The 19,925-nt window shown below is 64.3% G+C and carries 24 protein-coding genes and 1 pseudogene; 13 read left to right on the top strand and 12 right to left on the bottom strand.

What is annotated here, in order from left to right:
* The 5 genes and pseudogenes from ABIA70_RS20780 to ABIA70_RS20760 form a co-directional block, all read right to left on the bottom strand.
* Positions 1-293: pseudogene (locus tag ABIA70_RS20780) on the bottom strand (amino acid permease); the annotation flags it as partial.
* A gap of 70 nt (positions 294-363) precedes the next feature.
* Entirely contained in the window at positions 364-1,296 is a 933-nt protein-coding gene (locus ABIA70_RS20775) for a glutaminase (RefSeq protein WP_354149475.1), read from the bottom strand.
* Complete coding sequence (locus ABIA70_RS20770) at positions 1,293-2,891, bottom strand: PucR family transcriptional regulator (protein ID WP_354149474.1); 1,599 nt, start codon at positions 2,889-2,891, stop codon at positions 1,293-1,295. Before ABIA70_RS20770 ends, ABIA70_RS20775 begins: the two co-directional genes overlap by 4 nt.
* Before the next feature lie 238 nt (positions 2,892-3,129).
* On the bottom strand, positions 3,130-3,867 hold the full coding sequence (locus ABIA70_RS20765) for a hypothetical protein (RefSeq protein ID WP_354149473.1): 738 nt from the start codon (positions 3,865-3,867) through the stop codon (positions 3,130-3,132).
* 139 nt (positions 3,868-4,006) lie between these two features.
* Positions 4,007-4,852, bottom strand: a complete 846-nt coding sequence (locus ABIA70_RS20760) for a response regulator transcription factor (RefSeq protein ID WP_354149472.1) — start codon at positions 4,850-4,852, stop codon at positions 4,007-4,009.
* A 403-nt stretch (positions 4,853-5,255) separates the two neighbouring features.
* On the opposite strand from ABIA70_RS20760, the gene ABIA70_RS20755 reads away from it, so the two are divergent.
* Positions 5,256-6,347, top strand: coding sequence for a LamG domain-containing protein (locus ABIA70_RS20755; protein WP_354149471.1), 1,092 nt, complete (start codon positions 5,256-5,258; stop codon positions 6,345-6,347).
* Between the two features lie 107 nt (positions 6,348-6,454).
* Here the strand turns inward: ABIA70_RS20755 and ABIA70_RS20750 are convergent, their stop codons facing one another.
* The 3 genes from ABIA70_RS20750 to ABIA70_RS20740 all read right to left on the bottom strand — a co-directional run bounded on the left by ABIA70_RS20750 (position 6,455) and on the right by ABIA70_RS20740 (position 8,102).
* Positions 6,455-6,619: a hypothetical protein gene (locus ABIA70_RS20750; RefSeq protein WP_354149470.1), complete on the bottom strand. Its 165-nt coding sequence runs from the start codon at positions 6,617-6,619 to the stop codon at positions 6,455-6,457.
* Positions 6,620-6,625: 6 nt separating this feature from the next.
* Positions 6,626-7,675 (bottom strand): glycosyltransferase family 2 protein, encoded by a 1,050-nt coding sequence (locus tag ABIA70_RS20745; RefSeq protein ID WP_354149469.1) that lies wholly within the window; start codon positions 7,673-7,675, stop codon positions 6,626-6,628.
* A 235-nt stretch (positions 7,676-7,910) separates the two neighbouring features.
* Positions 7,911-8,102 carry a hypothetical protein gene (locus ABIA70_RS20740; RefSeq protein ID WP_354149468.1) on the bottom strand — a complete coding sequence of 64 codons (192 nt, stop codon included), beginning with the start codon at positions 8,100-8,102 and terminating at the stop codon, positions 7,911-7,913.
* Between the two features lie 182 nt (positions 8,103-8,284).
* On the opposite strand from ABIA70_RS20740, the gene ABIA70_RS20735 reads away from it, so the two are divergent.
* Positions 8,285-8,758, top strand: coding sequence for a sensor histidine kinase (locus tag ABIA70_RS20735; protein WP_354149467.1), 474 nt, complete (start codon positions 8,285-8,287; stop codon positions 8,756-8,758).
* 20 nt (positions 8,759-8,778) lie between these two features.
* Here the strand turns inward: ABIA70_RS20735 and ABIA70_RS20730 are convergent, their stop codons facing one another.
* Positions 8,779-9,390, bottom strand: coding sequence for an NADPH-dependent FMN reductase (locus tag ABIA70_RS20730; RefSeq protein WP_354149466.1), 612 nt, complete (start codon positions 9,388-9,390; stop codon positions 8,779-8,781).
* A gap of 215 nt (positions 9,391-9,605) precedes the next feature.
* Between ABIA70_RS20730 and ABIA70_RS20725 the strand changes: the two genes are divergently transcribed.
* Together ABIA70_RS20725 and ABIA70_RS20720 are read left to right on the top strand one after the other, a co-directional pair.
* A complete protein-coding gene (locus ABIA70_RS20725) occupies positions 9,606-9,737 on the top strand; it encodes a hypothetical protein (protein ID WP_354149465.1) in 132 nt (43 codons plus the stop codon).
* A gap of 137 nt (positions 9,738-9,874) precedes the next feature.
* The gene (locus ABIA70_RS20720) at positions 9,875-10,798 is read left to right on the top strand and encodes an SRPBCC family protein (protein ID WP_354149464.1); all 924 of its coding nucleotides are present in this window, start codon (positions 9,875-9,877) and stop codon (positions 10,796-10,798) included.
* Between the two features lie 172 nt (positions 10,799-10,970).
* On the opposite strand, the gene ABIA70_RS20715 is transcribed toward ABIA70_RS20720, so the two are convergent.
* The gene (locus tag ABIA70_RS20715) at positions 10,971-11,918 is read right to left on the bottom strand and encodes an SMP-30/gluconolactonase/LRE family protein (protein WP_354149463.1); all 948 of its coding nucleotides are present in this window, start codon (positions 11,916-11,918) and stop codon (positions 10,971-10,973) included.
* Between the two features lie 234 nt (positions 11,919-12,152).
* Between ABIA70_RS20715 and ABIA70_RS20710 the strand changes: the two genes are divergently transcribed.
* The gene (locus ABIA70_RS20710; RefSeq protein ID WP_354149462.1) at positions 12,153-12,491 is read left to right on the top strand and encodes a hypothetical protein; all 339 of its coding nucleotides are present in this window, start codon (positions 12,153-12,155) and stop codon (positions 12,489-12,491) included.
* A 123-nt stretch (positions 12,492-12,614) separates the two neighbouring features.
* On the top strand, positions 12,615-13,196 hold the full coding sequence (locus ABIA70_RS20705) for a nucleoside/nucleotide kinase family protein (protein WP_354149461.1): 582 nt from the start codon (positions 12,615-12,617) through the stop codon (positions 13,194-13,196).
* A 12-nt stretch (positions 13,197-13,208) separates the two neighbouring features.
* On the opposite strand, the gene ABIA70_RS20700 is transcribed toward ABIA70_RS20705, so the two are convergent.
* The gene (locus ABIA70_RS20700) at positions 13,209-13,607 is read right to left on the bottom strand and encodes a cupin domain-containing protein (RefSeq protein ID WP_354149460.1); all 399 of its coding nucleotides are present in this window, start codon (positions 13,605-13,607) and stop codon (positions 13,209-13,211) included.
* Between the two features lie 277 nt (positions 13,608-13,884).
* On the opposite strand from ABIA70_RS20700, the gene bcp reads away from it, so the two are divergent.
* Together bcp and ABIA70_RS20690 are read left to right on the top strand one after the other, a co-directional pair.
* Entirely contained in the window at positions 13,885-14,364 is a 480-nt protein-coding gene (bcp, locus tag ABIA70_RS20695; protein WP_354149459.1) for a thioredoxin-dependent thiol peroxidase, read from the top strand.
* Between the two features lie 47 nt (positions 14,365-14,411).
* A complete protein-coding gene (locus tag ABIA70_RS20690; RefSeq protein ID WP_354149458.1) occupies positions 14,412-14,984 on the top strand; it encodes a GNAT family N-acetyltransferase in 573 nt (190 codons plus the stop codon).
* Between the two features lie 209 nt (positions 14,985-15,193).
* Here ABIA70_RS20690 and ABIA70_RS20685 read toward each other — a convergent pair whose 3' ends face one another.
* Positions 15,194-15,487 (bottom strand): hypothetical protein, encoded by a 294-nt coding sequence (locus ABIA70_RS20685; protein ID WP_354149457.1) that lies wholly within the window; start codon positions 15,485-15,487, stop codon positions 15,194-15,196.
* Positions 15,488-15,697: 210 nt separating this feature from the next.
* Here ABIA70_RS20685 and ABIA70_RS20680 point away from each other — a divergent pair, with 210 nt between their 5' ends.
* From ABIA70_RS20680 to ABIA70_RS20660, 5 genes are read left to right on the top strand one after another with little or no spacing between them, the layout of a single operon-like run.
* Positions 15,698-16,810, top strand: coding sequence for a PP2C family protein-serine/threonine phosphatase (locus ABIA70_RS20680; protein WP_354149456.1), 1,113 nt, complete (start codon positions 15,698-15,700; stop codon positions 16,808-16,810).
* On the top strand, positions 16,807-18,777 hold the full coding sequence (locus ABIA70_RS20675) for a glycosyltransferase family 2 protein (RefSeq protein ID WP_354149455.1): 1,971 nt from the start codon (positions 16,807-16,809) through the stop codon (positions 18,775-18,777). The genes ABIA70_RS20680 and ABIA70_RS20675 overlap by 4 nt, the downstream gene beginning before the upstream one ends.
* On the top strand, positions 18,767-19,099 hold the full coding sequence (locus ABIA70_RS20670) for an STAS domain-containing protein (RefSeq protein ID WP_354149454.1): 333 nt from the start codon (positions 18,767-18,769) through the stop codon (positions 19,097-19,099). Before ABIA70_RS20675 ends, ABIA70_RS20670 begins: the two co-directional genes overlap by 11 nt.
* Positions 19,092-19,517, top strand: coding sequence for an ATP-binding protein (locus ABIA70_RS20665; RefSeq protein WP_354149453.1), 426 nt, complete (start codon positions 19,092-19,094; stop codon positions 19,515-19,517). The genes ABIA70_RS20670 and ABIA70_RS20665 overlap by 8 nt, the downstream gene beginning before the upstream one ends.
* A 38-nt stretch (positions 19,518-19,555) precedes the next feature.
* Positions 19,556-19,870 (top strand): hypothetical protein, encoded by a 315-nt coding sequence (locus ABIA70_RS20660; protein WP_354149452.1) that lies wholly within the window; start codon positions 19,556-19,558, stop codon positions 19,868-19,870.
* Positions 19,871-19,925: the final 55 nt, after the last annotated feature.

Here is a 19,925-nt window from a genome sequence, read left to right as displayed (position 1 = left end):
ACCAGTTCGCCCAGTGCCCGGAGGATGAGGAACGCGAAGAAACCGCAGACCGCGTAGGCGATGACCAGGGACGGTCCGGCGGCGTTGAGGCGGCCGCCGGCGCCGAGGAACAGGCCGGTGCCGATCGCTCCGCCGATGGCGATCATCTGGATCTGCCGCGGTTTGAGGTTCTTGTGGTAGCCCTTGTCCTCGGCGTGGAGGGCGGTCTCGCTGGCGTGCGCGTGACCGCCATCAATCAGGTGGTCAGGGACGACCTGCTTCTGTACAACCTCGTCATTGGGGTTGATGGGCATGGTTGATCCTTTCGATACGGAGAAGATCCTGCTGGGTTGGGAAGGAAGTTGTGGGGTGTGCAGCCAGGGGTTAGAAAACGGACCAGCCGGTGCGGTCGGAAAGATCGGCAAGAGCGGCGGTGCCGGCAAGGGAATTTCCTTTGGCGTCCAGCCGCGGGGACCAAACGCAAATGGCGCAGACACCCGGAACGATGACGAGGATCCCACCGCCCACACCGCTTTTTCCGGGAAGACCCACGCGGTAGGCGAACTCACCTGCGGCGTCGTACATGCCGCAGGTCAGCATGATCGAACCGATCCGCTTCGCCTCGCTGGCTGACACCACGGTTCCGTGCGTTCCCTGGCCGTCGCGGGCAAGGAAGAGTCCTGCTTTGGCCAGTTCCACACAGGTCATCATGATGGAGCATTGCCGGACGTAGTTTTCGACCACCGACTCCGCTGTCTGCTGTAGATTGCCGAAGTCCTTCAGGAAGTGGGCCAATGCCAGGTTCCGGCTGCTGCCGGCGAGCTCACCGGCAGCAGCCTCCTCATCGATGTACGGCCCTGTGCTGGCCGATTGGGCGGTGAGGAACAGCAAAAGCCGGGTGGCGGCGTCGGGGGTGTCCCTCATCAGGTGGTCTGTGACTACCAGGGCGCCGGCATTGATGAAGGGGTTCCGCGGGATGCCGTGCTCCACCTCCAGCTGGACCAGGGAATTGAACGAGGTGCCGGAGGGCTCGCGCAGCACACGGGACCACAGTGTTCCCGCACTGTCGCCGCGCAGGGCCATGGCCAGGGTGAACACCTTGGAGATGCTCTGGATGGAGAAGGGGACCTCAGCATCACCTGAGCTGAACACTTCGCCGGAAGCGGTGGCGACGGCAATGCCGAACCTGTTGAAGGGGACCGCTGCGAGGAAGGGGATGTTGGCCGGGACAGAACCGGTTTCCCGCTGGGGCCTGTGGCCGCGGACGATGTCCGCCAGTATCGCGTCGAGCGGCGGCGCCTTGAGTGCTGTGGTCATTTCCTGCCCCGCTGTTCTTTGCGTGTGCCGGCCCATTCCTGAATGTGAAGCAGGGCCACAAGCGAGTCCCGGGGGTTGCCGAAGTTCAGGCCAGTCGCCCGGGAAGCCTTACTGATCCGGTAATAGACGGTGTTCTTGTGCAGCCCCATCCTGCTGGCGCACTCGGCGACGTCGAGTGATGCTTGGAAGTACGCATGCAGGGTGTCGGCGAGTTCGGAGTCCTGCCGCAGCAGCGCTGTAAGGCTGCGGTGGCGGAACGTGGAGGACGTGAAGTTCTGAACCGCCTCGCGGAAAAGGATCTCGCCCTCGAAGTCGTCCACGGTGGCAACCGACATGTCCGAAGACGTGCCCACGCAACCCAACAGGGCGACGGTGATACGGGTGGTTGAATGCAGCGAAAGCAAGTCCGGGACAACCGGACCGACGGCGGCGAAGGGGCTGATGCCGAGGTGCTTGCCGGCATCCCGAACAATGGCCTCGGCCAGGCTGCGCAGCCCGGGCTCCGCGGCGGTTGACTGCAGGCCAGGGACAATCACCGCGGTGTCGCCCTTGAACTGACCCACGACGGCGGACGCCTTGTACGCAGCGGCGTGGATGGATGCGAGGTTGGCGAGTTCGCCGTGCTTCAGGGCCGCGTCGTCGGCCTGGGCTTCGGCATCGGATATTCCAATCAGGATCAGTGCGGCCGGGCGCTCCGCGGGGATTTTCCCGCTGTGTGCACTGGCCGCGGCCTCCGCCGGACCTGACAGGATCCGCACAATGCGGTCTTCGCGCATATGTACTGACTGCTGGTTGCGGTAACGGATCAGTTCGGCCGAGGCCCGTGCAGCAGATCCGGTGAGCACGTAGTCGACGTCCGCGCCGAAACCCGCCCCGGTTTCCTGCAGCCAGATGTAGCCCATGATCCGGTCCCCGGCGAACAGCGTGATGGCCACGCGTTCCCGCAGTCCGTCCTGTGGCCGGGCCGGCACCCGCACCGGCAGCCGTGTCCTGTGCAGTTCACGGTAGGCGCCCAGGTCCTTGAGCAGCAGCTCGTATTTACGCGGACCGCGCCGGGCGAGGATGGAGGCCTTTCGCAGCTCGTCGATGTCATTCGAAACAGTGGAGTAGGCCAGCACCTTGTTGGCTGCATCTTCGATGAGCACGTGGCTGGATGTGAGCCTGGCGGTGGTCTGGGCGATGGCAAACAGGTCCTCTTCCAGCAGAGTCAGCACCTCGCGCTGGTAGCTGGGCGGCTGGATGCGGTCCCTGGCGATGGACAACAGCCGGTCCCAGTCAGCCTCCGGATCCACCAGGAGCAGGCCAGTGCCGGCATCGCGGAGCAGCTCTTCAGCCTCGGCGAGCTCTTCACGTTTACCCTTGACGGCGACCACCGGGGGCGGGTTCTTCAAGAGCCGGCGCAGAGCGGGCAAAGCCGAGCGTCCGCGGACGCCGATCAGCAGGACAAACGCCGCGCCGCCGTCGGACGATTCATCATCCGCGTCCACGATCAGGAACCGGTGGATCTCAGCGCCGGCCGCCGCAGGCCGGAGGATGAGGCTGGCGAAACCCAGGGGGAGATCCGAGAGGATATCGTCCACCGTAACCGTTGCCATGGGCTTCCTTCTGCATCGAGGTGACCGGACAGCTCTGTCCGGTCACCTCATGCTATCGAGGCAGGCTTCCCCAAAATATGTAAAGAAACCCAAATGCCGTGGCAGCTTTTCGGTTGGCTGACCAAAGTTTTTCCGCTGGCCACACCCCCGCAGGGTCACCAGAGGGACTCCCGAGGGGTCCGCACTCCCGGGCTTCTCCACGCCGTCTGCAGCCCGCCGGCAGGCAGCGAGCCCCCGATCACCCCGCCGGCCGCAGCGACGTGATCATCCTCTTGATGTCCCGGTACTCCTGCGTTTGCGCGTACTTCTTGGCCTGCTCCAGATACGGCAAGGACTCCGCTCCCGCCGTCACGTTGTTCTCCGGGCTGAAGAAAGCCCCGAACATCACGGCCGTGGGCGGCCAGGTGAAGAAGTGGAAAATGGCGCAGGTCGAGTCGCCGGTAGGAGGCTGCATGGTGGTGATGCCGTAAGCCGCGGCGGGGGTTTCCGCCGGCCCCGGCGCGGCATCATTACCGCGGGTTTCAAAAACATACCGGGGTGCAGCTCCGTCTTGGGCCAGGGCCGGCAACTCCTGCGACTCCAACACCTCGTACGGGTAGCGTTCCATGCAGGTGGAGCCAGTGGCCATGTTGGTCCTGAGCGTGGCCAGCGGCCTGCCTGCCGCGTTGGTCACCTCGGCGAACGCACCCCCGCCCTCGGGCAGGTCCCCGGCGGGGTCCCGCACGCTCCACGCTGCCGGATGGTCAAAGGTCAGTTCGCCGTCCGACGTGGTGAAGGACTTCCTGGATTCCGACGCCGGTGCGGTGCCCGTTGCGCTGGATGTCACCGCAGGTGTGGAGGTCACAGCGGATGTTGCGGCACCGCCCTGGCTGCCCGTCGCCGTCGGGGGCGATGCCTCTGGACCGCAGCCGGCAAGCAGCAAAGCGGAAAGAAGCACTGCGGGAATTGCCGAACCTCGCGCGGACCGACTGCGCATCACACCCTCCTTTGGGCCTGACTTTCAGTCCTTAAATTGTGGAGCAGCCAGTTCCGGAAGGAGCCCGGACGCAACCCATTGGCGCCGAACTGTTGCGCCGGATAACGAAAGGCTCAGTAGAGGACCTGGCTGGCTGCACCTAGGGCGTCAGCCGGTACCCCACCCCACGCACGGTCTCCACCCAGCGCGGAGAGCGGGTGCTGTCCCCCAGGCGCTTCCGCAGGTTTCCCAGGTGGACCTCGACGGCGCGTTCCTCGCCGGTGCTGACATAGGAACCGGTGCTGTAGGGCTCATTGCGAAGCCTGCGAACCAGGTCAGCTTTGGTCTGCACCACACGCCCGTTCTCCATCAGCACCAGGAGCAGGTCAAACTGGGTCCTCGTGAGATCAACCGCTTCACCGTGGATGGCGGCCGCCCGCGAGCCCTCGTGAAGGGTCAGGCCCCGGTGCTCAAAGTCGCAGCGCACGATCATGCCGGCCTGCTGTGCGGACGCAAGAACCTCAAGCCCGGGCTGTGCCGAAAGTGGCCCGAAGGGATGGTGGCCGCCAGGAGACCACGGACCGGGGGCACTTTCCGCTGAGCCTACGTTGAGAATCCGCGGCCGCCTCAGCATCGCCGCGATGCGGGCACGGAGTTCCCGCGGGCGGAAAGGTTTCGTGAGGTAGTCGTCGGCACCGGCCTCGAAGCCCATGAGGGCGTCGGCTTCCTCCATCCGGCCCGTCACCATGATGAGGTAGGCGTCACTGAAGGTTCTGATGCGGCGGGCAGCCTCGATCCCGTCGAAGTCAGGCAGCCCCACATCCAGGGTGACGATGACCGGGTTGTACTCACGGACCGCATCAACGCCTGCCTGGCCGGAGGCCGCCACATGCACGGCAAAGCCGGACTGGAGGAACACATCGGTCAAACACGTCCTGATATCGTCGTCGTCTTCCACCACCACTGCAATTCCACGCCCCACCATCCGTGCCCCAAAACCTTTCATCTGAATCTTGATTGCCCCGCCTTGTGCCAAACGCATGCAGCGGACCCACGGAGCGGGGTTTGCATGCACGCATTGGTGCACCGTCTGTCGACGGACACCGCACGCAAGCAAACGCGATTTCCCCGTCAATTCGTAGGCATAAGCGCAGTTGGATGGGTGATCGGCATTATTTGCCGGAACTGCCTCATTATCGAGCCTACACAAACTGAGAGCCGCATTCCGGATTTGATTATTTTATTGCGTCACTCTTGAGCTTTAACAAGAATTGCGTATTTCTTGAGAATATCCCTCAGGAACTTTCACATTTATGGGCTATTGCGTCTGGGGCTGTTGTGGCTGATGATCAAGCTGTGCCCAATGGGGCGCAGCTAGCTCGCTGGGAGCAACACGCAAGGGGCACCACATGGCTTCTTTTCACTTTTCGGTTTCACATCGTGCCCGCTTTTTCAGGCCGCTCGCTGTCCTGGCGGCAACCACCGTTGCCGTGCTGGCGTTCGTGCCCAGTGCCCAGACCGCGGACACCACTCCGGTGGACCAGAATCCTGGCCCCGCGGGAAGCTTCACGTGGAAAGGGTTCAACTGGGAGAAGCGTTTCTGGGGCGGAGCCCCGCAGTACAACAAGGCCTTTGATGCTGCCAATGTCGGCAGCCCGGACGCCAGCGGGTACGTGTCGCTCAGCCTGACCAACCCCACCGGCGAGGCGCCGATAGGAGCCGAGTTCCAGTCCACCCGCCAGGGCTTCGGCTACGGAACCTACAGCACCACCGTTGAGAAGAACCTGAGCATGCTGCAGAAGGAAGTGGTGTGGGGCTGCCTGTTCACCTACGATCCACTGGCTGAGCCGGGGTTCAACGAGATCGATCTTTGCGAGGCGTCGGCGTGGGGAGGCGGTGCTGCCTACGGTGAATCCTGGCCCGTCAGTCAGGGCCACGGCTATTGGTTCGATGCCAGCAAACCGCCGGGACAGGGAAACAACACCGTGACCTTTGACGTGACCTCCAGCCCCGTCACCACGCACCGGATGGTCTGGGAACCGGGCAAGCTGACTTTCGAGACCTACTCCGGCGAAGGTTTTGTGGGGACGCTGCTCAAGCGCACCGTACTGGAAGGCTCCACGGTTCCTGTGCCCGCCGGCGAGCGGCTGCACTTCAACCTGTGGGTCACCGGCGGAGGGGGCGGGGATCCTGCGCACGTGAGGCCGGAAACGGTGGTGGTCCGCGACTTCAGCTTCACTCCGGCCGCCTCTGCACAGCCAACTGCGCCCGTATCAGCCATATCCCTGACGGCGTCCAACTCCAAGGTCAAAGGCATGAACAGCACCGCCCTCAAATGGGCGGGCGCCACCGGGGGCAGCGTAACCCTCTGGATCAATGGGACCCAAAAGACTGTTGCCAATACCGGCAGCTACGTCAACGCGTTCAAGGGCGCCAGTACCACCACCTACAAGGTCTGCGATGCCGGCGGGTGCTCAAGCGCGGTGAGCGTCAGCACCTGACGCCTGCCATGGAGCAGGCAACCCGAAGGGCAGCAAAAACGCAGGACGGCCGGAAGGCTGCCCTGCGCTTGCTGCGGTCCCGGGCACGGTGCCCGGGTTGCTCCTGGTTAGGAGTTACCGCCGCGGACCGGAACGATCCGCTTGACGGCCATGCCGAGTGCCACCATGGCGAACGCGGCGAGTCCGACCCAAAAGAGGTCACCGGCGCCCGTCATGGCGAGGGTGCCGGAACCGATTCCGGCTGCCATCGGGGCTGCTGGGTTGTCATACATATGTGTTTACCAGGCTTTCTTGTTGTTGAAGGCTGCATCTGCGTAGGCCTTCGTGTGGACCACCTGCAGGAACAGGTCGATCACCAGCTCGTACATGGTGGCGGCGGCAAGCATGTACTTCCATCCGCGAAGCCGCACCGTCACCACCCGTTCGATCACGAAGACACCGGTCACGGCAAGCCAGAAAGGCTGCATGTGCAGCCCTGCCCCCGTGCCCAGTGCAAGCGCGATCGTGCTCAAATAGGCCAGGCTCACCAGCAAACCCAGCACGGACAGCATCTGCCGGCCCCAGTACGGCCGGGTAACGCGCGTCCAGCCGTACTGGACACAGTTCTCCACTGCGCCCCTCTTCCACCTGAGGCGCTGCGCCCAAAGCTCGCGCCACGTGGGCATCACCTCGGTGACCAGGGTGCAGTCCGCGGGCGACTTGATCCGGTAATGAAGCGTCAGCAGGGCGAAGGACAGCTCGTTGTCCTCGGTCAGGACCGACGTGTCGTACACGCCTCCGAGCCCGTTGCCGGCGGGGAGCGTCCCGTCCAGCCGTCCGGCAATAACGTCGCGGAGGGTGCGGACCCTGAACAGCGCGGCCGTGCCGGTGACCACAAGGCATTTGCCGTTAAGCCGCTGGACGTCCCGGGCGTAGCGGGCATATTCGTTCCGTTGCAGGTGGCCCACAAAACCCCCGCCGCCTGCGCCGCGGAAAACCCCGCCGACGGCACCCAGGCGTCGGTCTCCCTGAAGGTGGATTACCGCCCGCTCGATGAAGTCCGCGGACAGTTGGGAATCTGCGTCCTGGACAAGGACGAGGTCCTCGGGCTCGGCATCCGGAAGAAGGGTGGCCAGCACCTGATTGAGGGCCCCGGCCTTCTTGTCGGTATTTCCGGCCGTGGGCACCACCTCTGCGCCCTCGTCCAGGGCTATCTGCACTGTTGCGTCGGCGCAATTGTCCGCCACGACAATTATCCTGTCGGGCACACGGGATTGGCTTTTGAGTGATCTCAGTGTTTCACCGATCCCGGCTGCTTCATTATGAGCGGGAATAAGGACAGTAATCACCGAATCGCCCCGGCCCTTTTATTCCCAGGGCCCTGCGATGCAGCACAAATTTTTCCCATATTCCCCGCCGGAAGTTCTCAACTAGCTATTGACTTTGAGTTTTCCAAGGAGAACTCAAAGCACCAGCAGAATTCCGGCACTAAAGGAACAAGCTTCTGTCAAGACGGGCGCGCCAACATCAACGCAAAGCAGCATACGGGGCCAGTGGCCCCGGATCACCCCGCGCCGGTCCTGTTCAGTCCGCTTCCGGGTCCTCTTCGGGCTCGAACGTATTCGGTTCCTGGGTGGCACCCAGCCCGACGCCGTCGTTGGCAGTGGGAACGCCGTCGTCGTCCTTCCCTGCGGTGCCGTTCCCCGCCGTATCCTTCACGGCGGCACCCTGCGGCTCGTCGTCGTCGGGCAGGGATTCAGGTGAGTTGATGGTCATGGCCCCTCCTTCGTTGGTGGGCAACAACGCTATCAGCGCCCGAATCGGATGGCTCTCGAATCCGCCGAACATTTCTGAGAACAAAATTGACTCGATCTTGAGCTAACCCTTGCGAACCCATGCAGTTAGGGGTTCACGCTGGATTCATCAACACAAATGATGGCGGGGAAGCAGGAAGAGTCATGGGAAACCGACCAGCTCTGGAGGAAGTAGTCGCAGTGGGAGGCGTGATCACTGATCACCATCCGCTCGACTTCCATAGCCTGGGGCTCGCCGGCTGCATTGACCGGCTCACAGGTCCCCTCCGGCAGCAAGGCACAGCAGTCCGCTGGGATACTCCGCACTGGGGCATCGAGATCCCGGCGGACTGCGCGTCTTTGCTCTACCAGTCGGCCCGCGAAGCCCTGAGTAATGCCTACAAGTACTCGGATGCTTCCGAACTCAGCCTCCAGCTCGCGGCCGTGGGCCACGGCGTAAGGCTGGTGGTGTCCGACGACGGCTCAGGCTTTGACAGCCGGCTCGCCGTCAGCGGGCGGCACCACGGCTACGGCCTTCGGCTGATGTCCGTGGCAGTCCACGAAGCCGGCGGCACCGTAGACATCCGTTCAGAGCCAGGGCAGGGCACCACCATAACGGTAACCCTGCCGCTGGACTGACCCGGCTGAACCGCAGGCACCTACCGTGAAAGCTTGTCCGGATCAGGCTCAAGGTCACCGATGTGGCCCGGGGCGTTGGCTGCCAGCACCCGCTCGACGAACGCGCCGTACTCGTCCATGTAGTGCCGCAGGAACTTGGCGGTGGATTCATCCTTGATCTCGCCGTCTCCGCCGAACACCTCGGGCTTGAACTGAATATAGACTTCAGGGGCGTTCAGTTGGGGGGCGTCCAGGAAGCTGAGCACGCTGCGCATGGAGGACTGCATCACCGCTGTGCCGATGCCGCCTGGTGAAGCGCCGATGATGCCGGTGGGCTTTCGTGCGAAGGAGTTTGTCCCCCACGGCCGGGAGCCCCAGTCGATGGCGTTCTTCAGGGCCCCGGGGATGGAGCGGTTATATTCCGGGGACACAAACAGGATGCCGTCCGAAGCTTCGATGGCTTCCTTGAGGGCCCGTCCTGCCGGCGGGAAATCGGCGTCGTAGTCGTAGCTGTAAAGCGGCAGGTCCCTGATGGGGATCTCGTTGAACTCGAGGGTGTCCGGAGCCAGCTTGATCAGGGCGGTGGCGAGCGTGCGGTTGATGGAACCGCTCGCCAGGCTCCCAACGAAGTATCCGATTTTGTGCGTTGCCATGAATGTTCCTTCCCAAACAGCCGGCTTAGCCGGCCGGCCAAAGAGCTTGTTGTTGGTGAAGCGGCACAGTGCTTCCCCAGTCCAGCACAGAACGGTCCCCCCGGCCAGAGGTCCCGCGAAGGATCTTGACACCCCGCCGGCACGGGGGCTGAATGATGATCGGGGGAGCATCCACCCACGTCACGGGAGCAGCTGTCATGAAGGAAAAATCAGAAATGGCGCAGCGTATTCACGCCGAGGCGCCGGCCGAGGGGGACGAATCCGCGGACCCCACGGACATCCGCGTCCACTCGCAGGAACCGGCCGAAGGCGCCGACCCGGAAGACCTCCAGGAGACCGCCGGCTGAAGCCCAAGAGCCACCTAAATGCCGGAAATTGGTCCCTTGAGGCTGGCCATAAGCTCGGACCGGACTATATGATGCTAAGCATGCTGATGAATTGTTGATCCCCTCATCAGATCCGGTTCTACACAAAGGAGACCGCTATGAGCACGAAGGTGGAAAAACGCATTCTGGTGAACGTACCGGTGAGCACGGCGTACAACCAGTGGACCCAGTTCGAAGAGTTTCCCCACTTCATGGGCGGGGTGAAGAGCGTCAAGCAGACCAGCGACGACCAGCTGGAATGGGTGGCGGAAATCGCCGGCGTCCGCAGGCAGTGGACCGCCAGGGTGCTGGAGCAGGTCCCCGACCGTAAGGTTGCCTGGGCCGCCACCGAAGGCGCCACCAACGCCGGTGCCGTGGAGTTCGAAGATGTCGGCGGGGGCCAGACCTCCATCCGGCTCACCCTCGAATACGATCCCGAAGGCATCGTCGAGAAGGTCGGCGACAAGCTGAACGTGGTTGACCGCCAGGCCGAGGCAGACCTGAAGCGCTTCAAGGACTTCATCGAGGACGCTGGTTACGCCAGCGGCGCCTGGCGCGGGTCCGTGAACGAGGGTGCCACGGTGGGCACCCCGGGTGTGGAGGATGCCTCAGCATCACGCGGCGATTCGGGCAAGGCCGGCATCTCCGGCAAGGTGGCGGCAGCAGCCGGAGTGGCCGCAGTTGCCGGGGCAGCCGCAGCCATGAGCGGGAAGAAGGACGAGGACCGGGACGTGACCGCGACGCCAGTGACACCAGTTGCGGACGAGCCGATCCGGTCCGGCGAACCGACGCCGATCCAGCACGTTCCCTCGGATACCGTCACCAGCACTACAACGACGTCCGGCTCGGCGGCCAGCACTGTAGGCGGCGGCGAACGCTCGCCCGGCCATCCGTTCGACCAGACCAACGGTTTGGTGGACTTCGACGGTGAATCCGACGAAACCGCGGAGGGCGAAACGCGCAGTGCCGGCCAGCGCCGTGAGGAAACTGACACGGTGACCGGAAACGTCCCGCCGCTTGGCGGAAACCTCGGCCAGCACTGACCTGCCGGCCGGCTGACCTGTCCTGACCCAGTTCGGACGGGCCTGCCCCGCACAGACGGCTCTGCCCCGCAAAGTTCTTGCGGGGCAGAGCCGTTCCTGTGAGCAGAGCCGTTCCTGAGTGCCGGATCCTGTCTGTCAGCCGGGCGGCGCCTGCAGGTTTCGGTGCTGGAGATTAGTCGTCCCGTGCGCGGACCAGCACCACCTCAAATTGCTTGTCCTTCTTATCCATGAACTGGGCATTCACAACGGCCAAGGTGTTCCCGAACAGCGCGGCCGTGGTGGGAATGTTGAAGTCCTCGCTCTTGATGACATCAAGGACCCTTCCCGAAGAAAGGTCACCGGACAGCCTGATGTGGCTGACCTGGTTCTTGAAGTTCTGCACGGCCCACAGCTGATGTCCCCTGACCAGGATGCCGTCCACGTTGGGCACGCTCACTCCCTCTATCTTGGCGCTGGTACCGTTTTCCGGATTGACGGTGTAGAGCTCACTGTTGCCGGAGTGTGCAACGATCAGCGTTTTCCCGCCCTGGGCAGCAGCGATGCCGTTGAGGTTGAAGGGATCAGAAGCGTCCGCAGCAGGTCCTGTCAGCTTCAGGGGTGGCTCTTGGACCTCCCCAACCACACCGCTCCGGCTGACCGGAACGAAATACAGGACGGCGGCGGCAGAGTTGGTGAACCAGGCCCCGTCCCTGGTCAGCGTGACGTCGTTGATGAAACCTGGAGCCAGCTCGACCGTTTTGACGGGCTCACCGGATTCGGTGTCGTAAATGAAGGCCTTGCCGGTGGCACCGCCCGCCACAAACAGCAGGTTGTTGCGGGTGTCGGCCTTCATGCCGACGGCGGCCCTGCCATCGTTGGGGGCGTCGATGAACAATTTTGCCTTGCCGGTGCGGATATCACCGCGGAAGATATCCCCGGTACCCAGATCTCCTGCATAGAAGGTAGTCCCCCTGCCGGCGGCTATCCCCTCGGCCGACGTGGCGCCAGGCAGCACGATTTCCGAGTCTTCCGGCGGAGCAGCCGCGGCCGGGACGGCAGGTGCCAGCAGACCCATCAGGGCGATGAACCAGAGGGCGGTACGGCGGTGTACTTTTCCTGAATTCTGCGTTGTGCGGGCCATGATGCTTCCTTGGATAGGACTGATCCGCACGGGCCCAAACATGCGGGAACCCGCACGGTTGTCCTGCCAGTCTAAGCACCTCCGCAGAAGGTCCGCCAGAGGCTGATGCCCCCTTCTGCAGGGCCCGAATCCCGCTTGTCCGCGGGTCACACTACGCCCGCCAACAGCGCCGACCCGGCACCGGACCGCGGTCTCTGCTTACAATCGAAACCTCAACCGCCTACTGAGGGACCCATGAAGAAACTCGCCACCGTCCTGGTCGCTGCCGGCCTCGTGTTCTCCGCTTCGGCCTGCACTGCTCCGACCAAACTTTCCACCGTCGAGACCTGCGAGCGCGTTCAGGTTGTTTTATCGAACCAGGCGAACAAGGTCGGCAAGAGCGGCCTGGTCCGCCTCGCCAACCAGATCCGGCCCATCGAGGCTGTGGCCTCTGATGAACTCAAGACTGCGCTCGGCTCCTATATCGAATACGCGGACGAGGCCTCCAAGGAGACCCCGGACGAGGACAAGCTCGCCGGGATGCAGGCCAAGAACCAGGAAGCCAACACAGCGTTGTCGACGTTCTGCCAGTAGCCTCCCGCCGGAGTGCCCGACGGCGGCCGGCTGGCCGCCGTCGTCATGGCTAATGTGACTTCCCCCGCATGCCGGGACGATCCGCATGTCCCTACCGTTAAAGCATTGGCGGAAGGAGGCCACGTGCTTATTGTCTTAACCGGAATCGACGGTTCGGGGAAATCCACGGCTGCCCGCGCCCTGGTGTCCGCGGTCCGGGCCGAAGGCGGAAGTGCCTTGCTGCTAAGCAACCACGCAGGCCGGCGAAGCATGTCAGTACTGGGGCAACGCCTGGGCATCCGTTGGCCAGGCAGACTAGCCGACGCCGTGGAAACCACCCTGCGCACGGTCAACGTGCTCTTGTCCCATGCCCGGGCAAGCCGCTTCGATGGACTGGTGATGATGGACCGGCATCTCTACTGCCAACTGGCCTTGCGGACTGCAAAGGGTCTGCCCCGTGGCAGGTTCGTGCCCATGTTGCTTTCGGCACTCCCCGCACCGGACGCCGTCGTCCATCTGGACGCCGATCCCGCCGTGGCACACGGGCGCATCGTGGCCCGCGGTACGGACAACGAAACGCTGGCGGAACTGGTTTCCTTCCGGGACGGCTACCGGTCCCTGCCCGAATACGCGCAGTTCACGGTGATCGACGCAGGCGTTCCCGCCGCCGAACTTTTGGCCCGGCTGCGGAGCATCACCGACGGCGAAACCCTCACCAGCATTTAGGCAGTGGCCGGCTCAGATGAGCGCATGCATTCCCCGGCTTCGCGGGCGGCCGTAGGACGCCGCCCCCAGGAACTCGACGGCGACGAACGGCTCCGACCCCACCACCCACTCATCGTGGCCGGGGGGAAGCGCATAGGTGTCGTGGGCCTGGATGGTGGACCTCACGCCGTCGGACGTTTGAATCTCCAGGCTGCCGGAGACGCAGTACCCGAGGTGGTTGTGTTCACAGAACTCCGTCAGTTCCGTGGGTTTGACCAACTCGGACCAACGCCAGCCCGGAGCCAGGATTAAACGGGCCACCGAGTAGTCATCAACGGTGACGAGGTCGAACTCGGCCTTGTCCGGACACCGCTTCCTGTCCGGGATGTCCAGGGACTTAACGGCCAAAGCTCTGATGAAATTTGCGGTCATGAAGGACACACAGCCTAGGAATTTTTTGCGGCGGGCGCTGAGGGGCGGAGCATCGGCCTGAGCGTGGAGGCCGATCATGCGGAAACGTGGCGGAGACCGAAATCGTGTATCTCTAACGGTATCCCTGCGCCGTCTGAAGTCAATGGACCGAATGTAAACTCTAGGTTGCCCGGCGCCAGGCGCCGCGGAATACGGAAGGTGACGCCGAAGTTGTGCATAGGGCGGGAAGCCGCTTCACTTGTTTTGCCCTTAGCCGCCCCACCTCCCGGAGGAATGCATGAGCCCCCAACTGACCGTCAAACTTCAGCCCGGCACCCAGGCCCCGGATTTCAGCCTCCAGGATGCCTCCGGAAAAACGACCTCCCTTGCCCAGTACCGCGGCAGGAATGTCATCGTCTACTTCTACCCGGCCGCGGCCACCCCGGGCTGCACCACCGAGGCCTGCGATTTCCGGGACAGCCTTTCCTCCCTCCAGGGTTCGGGCTACGAAGTGGTTGGGGTTTCCCCGGACGCCCCCGGGAAGCTGGCCAGCTTCACCGGCGACTTTGACCTGACCTTTCCGCTGCTCTCCGACGAAGACCACAAGGTGGCCCTCTCCTACGGCGCATGGGGCGAAAAGCTCGTCAACGGCGAGATCACCGAAGGCATCGTCCGCTCCACCGTGGTGGTGGACCCTGAGGGCAAAGTGGCACTGGCCCAGTACCAGGTCAAGGCCCAGGGCCACGTCGCCGCACTGAAGGAAGCGCTGGGCGTCTAGCGGTTCCGGCCAGACCTTTCCGGCTACCCCCTTCCGGGAGCGCAACCATGGGCATTGAGGTCCGTCCGGCGACGGTGTTTGAGGACGTGGCAGCGGTGGTGGGCCCCAAGCGGCCCGATGCCAACGTGTGCTGGTGTCTGAGCTACCGCATCCCGTCAAAGCAGAACCTGGAGCTGCAGGGGACGGCCCGCGGAGACTTCGTCAGGGAGTTGGTGGGGCAGGATCCCCCGCCCGGTGTCCTGGCCTACGACGGCGACGACGTCGTCGGCTGGGCGGGTGTCCATCCCCGCGCCGACACAAGTTTCGCCCGCAACCGGAAAATCCCGCACGTGGACAGCCTGGACGTATGGTCCGTCTGGTGCATCAGGGTGCGGCCCGGCCACCGGGGCAAGGGGATCTCCCATCACCTGCTGGAAGGTGCGGTGGATTTTGCCCGAAGCTACGGCGCGCCGGCCATCGAGGGCTATCCGGTGGATAACCGCGGCAGCAAGGTGGACCTCACCATGGCGTATGTGGGCACACGCAGGCTTTTCGAGAAGGCCGGGTTCGTCAAGGCCGCGGACACGGATTCGGTGCTCAACGGGTTTCCCCGGGTGCTGATGCGCCGCGACCTGCGCTGAAGCATCCGCTGGTCAGGGCTTTTTCCGCCAGCGGCTGGGCCAGTCTTTGTCCATCAGCCACAGGACCACCAGGAGCGTGTCCATGGTGATGAGTCCTGCTAGGAGGTAAGCCCAACCTGTGAACCAATGCACCGCAATCTCCTGACCTGGTATCCCCCAGCCACTCGATTGTCCTCAAGTGTGGCACGGAATGGGTCAGCAGGGAACGGCTACTTCAGGAGTGCCACCAGGCGGCCGTGCACTTCGGTTTCGCGGTTGAGGAGGCGCGTCAGCTGTTCGACCTTCTCGGACATTTCGACGCCGACGGCGAGCCTGTCGCCCGGCCAGCTGGACGCCTCCCAGGATTCCCCCAGCGCCCGGGCCAATGACCGGTTCAGCGTACGGACTTTCCATGTGTGGCTCAGGTAGTGAAGGGTACTCCGCCCGAAGTGGCCCTCCCTGATCAGGAGCAGCGAGCGGGCGACGATGCCCGGAAGTGCTTCTGCGGATTCGGTTTTTTCCATTAGCCGTGCACCGTCCTCCGGCAAGTCTGGCGAAACTTCAGGTCTTCCCTTCGAGTGTGGCCAACGTTGCTCAAGGTCCCATCAAGTCGGTCCCAACTTTCAGACAAGACCCCGGCTGAAGTCCCGAACGGTCAAGTGTGCTGGCAGGAACCAGGCGGTGTGGTGCATGTGACAATGCCCCCAAGGCCTTAATACGGTAGAAGTAGAGCTATGCCTCCCACGCCCGAAACACGTCGAGCCGTTGTGATTGAAGACGATCCGGACATCCGCGGCCTCCTGGTGCGGGTCCTGGTCAAGCAGGGATTCCTGGTCACCGAGGCCGCCGCCGGCCTGCCGGGCATGGAACTGGTCCGCAGCGAGCGGCCTGACCTGGTCACCCTGGACCTGAACCTTCCGGACCTGGACGGCCTGGAGGTCTGCAAGCGCCTGCGCGAATTTTCCGACGCCTTCATTGTGATGCTCACTGCCCGCGCCGACGAGCTGGACAAACTCACCGGCCTGGACAACGGCGCCGATGACTACATCAGCAAGCCGTTCAGCCCCCGCGAACTGCAGTCAAGGATCAACGCCCTGTTCCGGCGGCGCCAGTCCCCTTCCGTCTACACGGCGGCGCGCAGCGAGCTCGAACGCGCCACGGAGGTCCAACAAAGCCTCCTGCCCAACGAGGATGTCCGGGTGGAGGGCTACGACCTCGCCGGTGCCTTCCGGCCTTCCCGCAACGTCGGCGGGGACTTCTACGACTGGTACCGGACCCCGGACGGCCTGCACCTGACGTTTGCCGATGCTATGGGCAAGGGCATGGGCGCTGCCCTCATCGCCGCCACCGTCCGGGCCGTGATGAGATCCATGGGCCACCGCCAGGACCTGGACGGCGCTTTCGCCTCCGCCAGCAAGGCCATCGCCACCGATCTGGACTCCTCCAACTCCTTCGTCACCCTGTTCCACGCACGGCTGGACGCCGCGTCGGGAAACGTCAGCTACGTCGACGCCGGTCACGGGCTGGCGCTGCACGTTAGGGCCGACGGCGGCGTCCGCCGGTTGCCGTCCGGCGGGCCGCCGGTGGGAGCGTGGCCGGGGACCACCTGGCCGCAGTCCTCGCTGGGCCTGGCCCCGGGGGATTCCCTCGTGGTGGTCAGTGACGGCGTCCTGGACGTCTTTGATTCCGTCGACGCCTTCACCGGAGCGGTGCTCGCCGCTGCCCACGGGCAGGACTCCGCCCAGGCCGCCAGCGACGCCATCCTTGCCCTCGCACCGGCCGAAACCGCAGAGGACGACGTCACCGTGGTGGTGGTCCGCCGCCTGCCTGAAACTGCTGCCGCGTGACCCGCTTCTGGACCCGCCTGGTGGTGGTCCTGATGGTCATCTTCGGCCTGAACTACGTGGCCTGGCGCTGGGCCGCCTCGCTGAACTGGGACGCCTGGTGGATCGCGGTGCCGCTGGTTATCGCCGAAACCTACAGCCTGATCGACGTGATGCTGTTCGGCATGACCGTATGGAAGCTGAAGATCCGCAAGGCAGCCCCGGTGCCTCCCCACGACGCCACCGTGGACGTCTTCATCACCACCTACAACGAAGACCTGGACATGGTGATGACCACCGCCCTGGCCGCGCAGAAGATCAGGCACCCGCACAGCACCTGGATCCTGGACGACGGCGCCCGGCCCGAACTCAAAGCCCTCGCCGAAGAGCAGGGGCTGGGCTACGTCACCCGCAGCGGGGACTGGACCGCCAACGTTCCCCGCCACGCCAAGGCCGGCAACCTCAACAACGCCCTGATGGTCACGCACGGCGAATTCCTGCTCATCCTGGACGCGGACCAGATCCCCGAGCCTGACATCCTGGAAAAGACCCTCGGCTACTTCAACAACCGCCGCGTGGCACTGGTCCAGACCCCGCAGTACTTCAGCAACGTTCCCGCCGACGATCCCCTGGGCAGCCAGGCGCCCCTGTTCTACGGCCCCATCCAGCAGGGCAAGGACGGCTGGAACGCTGCCTTCTTCTGCGGCTCCAACGCCATCCTGCGCCGCGAAGCGCTGATGCAGCTGGGCCTGGTGGGCTACGTCAAGGAAACCGAAAAGAGCATCCGCCGCGCCCTCGCCGCCTCCCGCTCCGCCATCCGGCAGGCCCGCACATCGGCCGACGTCGACACTCCTTTGGTAGCTGACGTGCTCGACGAGGTGGAGGCGGCAACCCTCCAGGCACAGCAGCAAATGGCGGCCGGCGAACCGCTGAGCGAGATCACCTACCGGGTCCGGCGCAGGGTTGACCTGGCCGTCCAGACCCTGGTCCAGGCCGACGTTTCGGCCCTGCAGGCGGACCTCGAAGAGATCGCCGCCATGGAAGTGGCCCACGTGGGCGAAGCCGGTGTCCCCGTCGTCGCCGATGACGCCGTCCAGCGCATGTCCGCCCGGGACTGGTCCCCGCTCGGTGCCCTGGAATCTGTGCAGGCGGTCCTTGATGCCCTGAATGTGGAGCGGAACGACGAAGCGCAGCCTGTTATGCCGCTGGCCACCATCTCGGTCACCGAGGACATGGCCACCGCCATGCGCATGCATGGCATGGGCTGGGAGAGCGTCTACCACCATGAGATCCTCGCGTACGGCCTCGCGCCCGAGGACATCGCCACCATGCTCACCCAGCGCCTCCGCTGGGCGCAGGGGACCATCCAGGTCTTCCTGCGCGAAAACCCGCTGGTCCAGAAGGGCCTGAAGATCGGCCAGCGGCTGATGTACTTCGCCACCATGTGGACCTACCTCAGCGGCTACGCGGCGGTCATCTACTTCGCGGCCCCCATCATCTACCTGCTGCTGGGCATCCTTCCCGTGACCAGCCTCAGCTGGGACTTCTTCATCCGGTTCATCCCGTTCATGATCGCCAACCAGCTGCTGTTCGCCGTGGCCGGCCGCGGGATCCCCACCTGGCGCGGCCAGCAGTACAGCCTGGCGCTGTTTCCCACCTGGATCAAGGCGTGTACGACGGCGGCCAAGAACGTCTGGTTCGGCCGTCCCCTCGGGTTCGCGGTCACCCCCAAAGCCAGGCAGAGCGGCGGCCCCGGCTGGAGCCTGATCCGCCCCCAGATCGTGGTAGCCGCACTGCTGGCGGTCGCCGCCGTCGTCGGCCTCATCCGCCTGGCCACCGGACTGGCCGAGCCGCTTGGCACGCTGGTGAACGTTGCCTGGGTTATTTTTGACCTGGTGGTCATGAGCATCCTGGTGCGGGCCGTTTTGTACAAGGGTTTCGAACCCGCTGTTGATGTTGAAGCCGGAGAGAAGGAACCCCATGGAGTTTAGCCACGAGGTCAAGGATTCGTACGCGGAGGTCAGGGCAAACGGACGGCTCAACATGGTCTCCGCGCCCAAGCTCCGCGAATACGTCACGGACGTGATCGCGGGCGGTTCCAGCCGGATCGTGATGAACCTCGAGAGGACCGCCTTTATGGATTCCTCGGGACTCGGCGCACTGATCGGCTGCCTCAAGGCGGCCCGGCAGGCGGGCGGCGACCTTCGAATTGCGTCGGTGCAGCCCCAGGTGAAGATGGTGCTCGAGCTGACCAGCATGGACCGCGTCCTGACGTCCTATGCCTCCCCGGACGAGGCGTTCGGCAATGACTGACGTCCTGGCGCAGCGGAGCTTCCGGGGCCGGGCGGACCTGGACGCCGTCGAGGCTGTCCATGACGAGCTCGATGGCCTCTGGGAGGATGCCCCGTTCGTCCAGGACGTCGACCAGATGACGTTCGCCACAGCGGTGATCGAATCTGTTTCCAACATCGTCCAGCACGCCCAGCCGGCCAAAGCGCAACGGCCGGTGGAGCTGGGCGTGGAAATCAGTGTCCAGCCCACGCTGCTGCAGGCACGGGTCAGCGCCTTTCACGCGAAGCCCCCGTTCGGGCCGATGATACCGGGCACCCCGGATGACGACGCAGAGTCAGGGCGCGGGCTCGCGCTCATCCAGGCCCTGGTCACAACGGTGACGTTCGAACGGCAGGACGGAACCAACATCTGGGTGCTCACGCGGACTTCGCAGGAGTAGGGGCGGGCCGGAGCTTTCAGTTGAGTAGGCTGGATGCCATGGCTTTTGAAGAAACTCCCGCTGAGCGCCGCGAGGTCACCGTGCGCCGGGCCCCCAAGTATGTGCCGTTCCTCATCCTCGGCGCCCTGGTGGGAGTGGTGGTGGCCGCCGTGGTTGCATATGCGCTCCCGGGGGACGAGGAATTTGACCGCGGTGCGGTGTTCGGGTTCTTCCTGGTGACGTTTGGCGCAGGCGGCGCCATCCTGGGAGCCGTGGTGGCCCTGCTCCTGGACTGGCTGAGCGTCAAGCGCCAGCAACGCGCCATCGTTGAGGCGGTTCCGGATTCCGAGCCCGACGACGGCGAGCAGCCCTAGCCGCCGGTCACAAACCCAGCGGCGGAAAAGTCTTACCGCATGTCGTGAGATAATC

Origin of the sequence: Arthrobacter sp. 754 (assembly GCF_040548695.1) — a bacterium.
Lineage (GTDB): Bacteria > Actinomycetota > Actinomycetes > Actinomycetales > Micrococcaceae > Arthrobacter.
The sequence above is the reverse complement of the archived record's forward strand: the minus strand, read 5'-3'. Positions and strand labels throughout refer to the sequence as shown.

Bases quoted from the DNA above. Each gene is read 5' to 3' on its own strand.
- ABIA70_RS20775 (WP_354149475.1), bottom strand. From the start codon at position 1,296: ATGACCACAGCACTCAAGGCGCCGCCGCTCGACGCGATACTGGCGGAC.
- ABIA70_RS20770 (WP_354149474.1), bottom strand. From the start codon at position 2,891: ATGGCAACGGTTACGGTGGACGATATCCTCTCGGATCTCCCCCTGGGT.
- ABIA70_RS20765 (WP_354149473.1), bottom strand. From the start codon at position 3,867: ATGCGCAGTCGGTCCGCGCGAGGTTCGGCAATTCCCGCAGTGCTTCTT.
- ABIA70_RS20760 (WP_354149472.1), bottom strand. From the start codon at position 4,852: ATGAAAGGTTTTGGGGCACGGATGGTGGGGCGTGGAATTGCAGTGGTG.
- ABIA70_RS20755 (WP_354149471.1), top strand. From the start codon at position 5,256: ATGGCTTCTTTTCACTTTTCGGTTTCACATCGTGCCCGCTTTTTCAGG.
- ABIA70_RS20750 (WP_354149470.1), bottom strand. From the start codon at position 6,619: ATGTATGACAACCCAGCAGCCCCGATGGCAGCCGGAATCGGTTCCGGC.
- ABIA70_RS20740 (WP_354149468.1), bottom strand. From the start codon at position 8,102: ATGACCATCAACTCACCTGAATCCCTGCCCGACGACGACGAGCCGCAG.
- ABIA70_RS20735 (WP_354149467.1), top strand. From the start codon at position 8,285: ATGGGAAACCGACCAGCTCTGGAGGAAGTAGTCGCAGTGGGAGGCGTG.
- ABIA70_RS20730 (WP_354149466.1), bottom strand. From the start codon at position 9,390: ATGGCAACGCACAAAATCGGATACTTCGTTGGGAGCCTGGCGAGCGGT.
- ABIA70_RS20725 (WP_354149465.1), top strand. From the start codon at position 9,606: ATGGCGCAGCGTATTCACGCCGAGGCGCCGGCCGAGGGGGACGAATCC.
- ABIA70_RS20720 (WP_354149464.1), top strand. From the start codon at position 9,875: ATGAGCACGAAGGTGGAAAAACGCATTCTGGTGAACGTACCGGTGAGC.
- ABIA70_RS20715 (WP_354149463.1), bottom strand. From the start codon at position 11,918: ATGGCCCGCACAACGCAGAATTCAGGAAAAGTACACCGCCGTACCGCC.
- ABIA70_RS20710 (WP_354149462.1), top strand. From the start codon at position 12,153: ATGAAGAAACTCGCCACCGTCCTGGTCGCTGCCGGCCTCGTGTTCTCC.
- ABIA70_RS20700 (WP_354149460.1), bottom strand. From the start codon at position 13,607: ATGACCGCAAATTTCATCAGAGCTTTGGCCGTTAAGTCCCTGGACATC.
- bcp (WP_354149459.1), top strand. From the start codon at position 13,885: ATGAGCCCCCAACTGACCGTCAAACTTCAGCCCGGCACCCAGGCCCCG.
- ABIA70_RS20690 (WP_354149458.1), top strand. From the start codon at position 14,412: ATGGGCATTGAGGTCCGTCCGGCGACGGTGTTTGAGGACGTGGCAGCG.
- ABIA70_RS20685 (WP_354149457.1), bottom strand. From the start codon at position 15,487: ATGGAAAAAACCGAATCCGCAGAAGCACTTCCGGGCATCGTCGCCCGC.
- ABIA70_RS20680 (WP_354149456.1), top strand. From the start codon at position 15,698: ATGCCTCCCACGCCCGAAACACGTCGAGCCGTTGTGATTGAAGACGAT.
- ABIA70_RS20670 (WP_354149454.1), top strand. From the start codon at position 18,767: ATGGAGTTTAGCCACGAGGTCAAGGATTCGTACGCGGAGGTCAGGGCA.
- ABIA70_RS20665 (WP_354149453.1), top strand. From the start codon at position 19,092: ATGACTGACGTCCTGGCGCAGCGGAGCTTCCGGGGCCGGGCGGACCTG.
- ABIA70_RS20660 (WP_354149452.1), top strand. From the start codon at position 19,556: ATGGCTTTTGAAGAAACTCCCGCTGAGCGCCGCGAGGTCACCGTGCGC.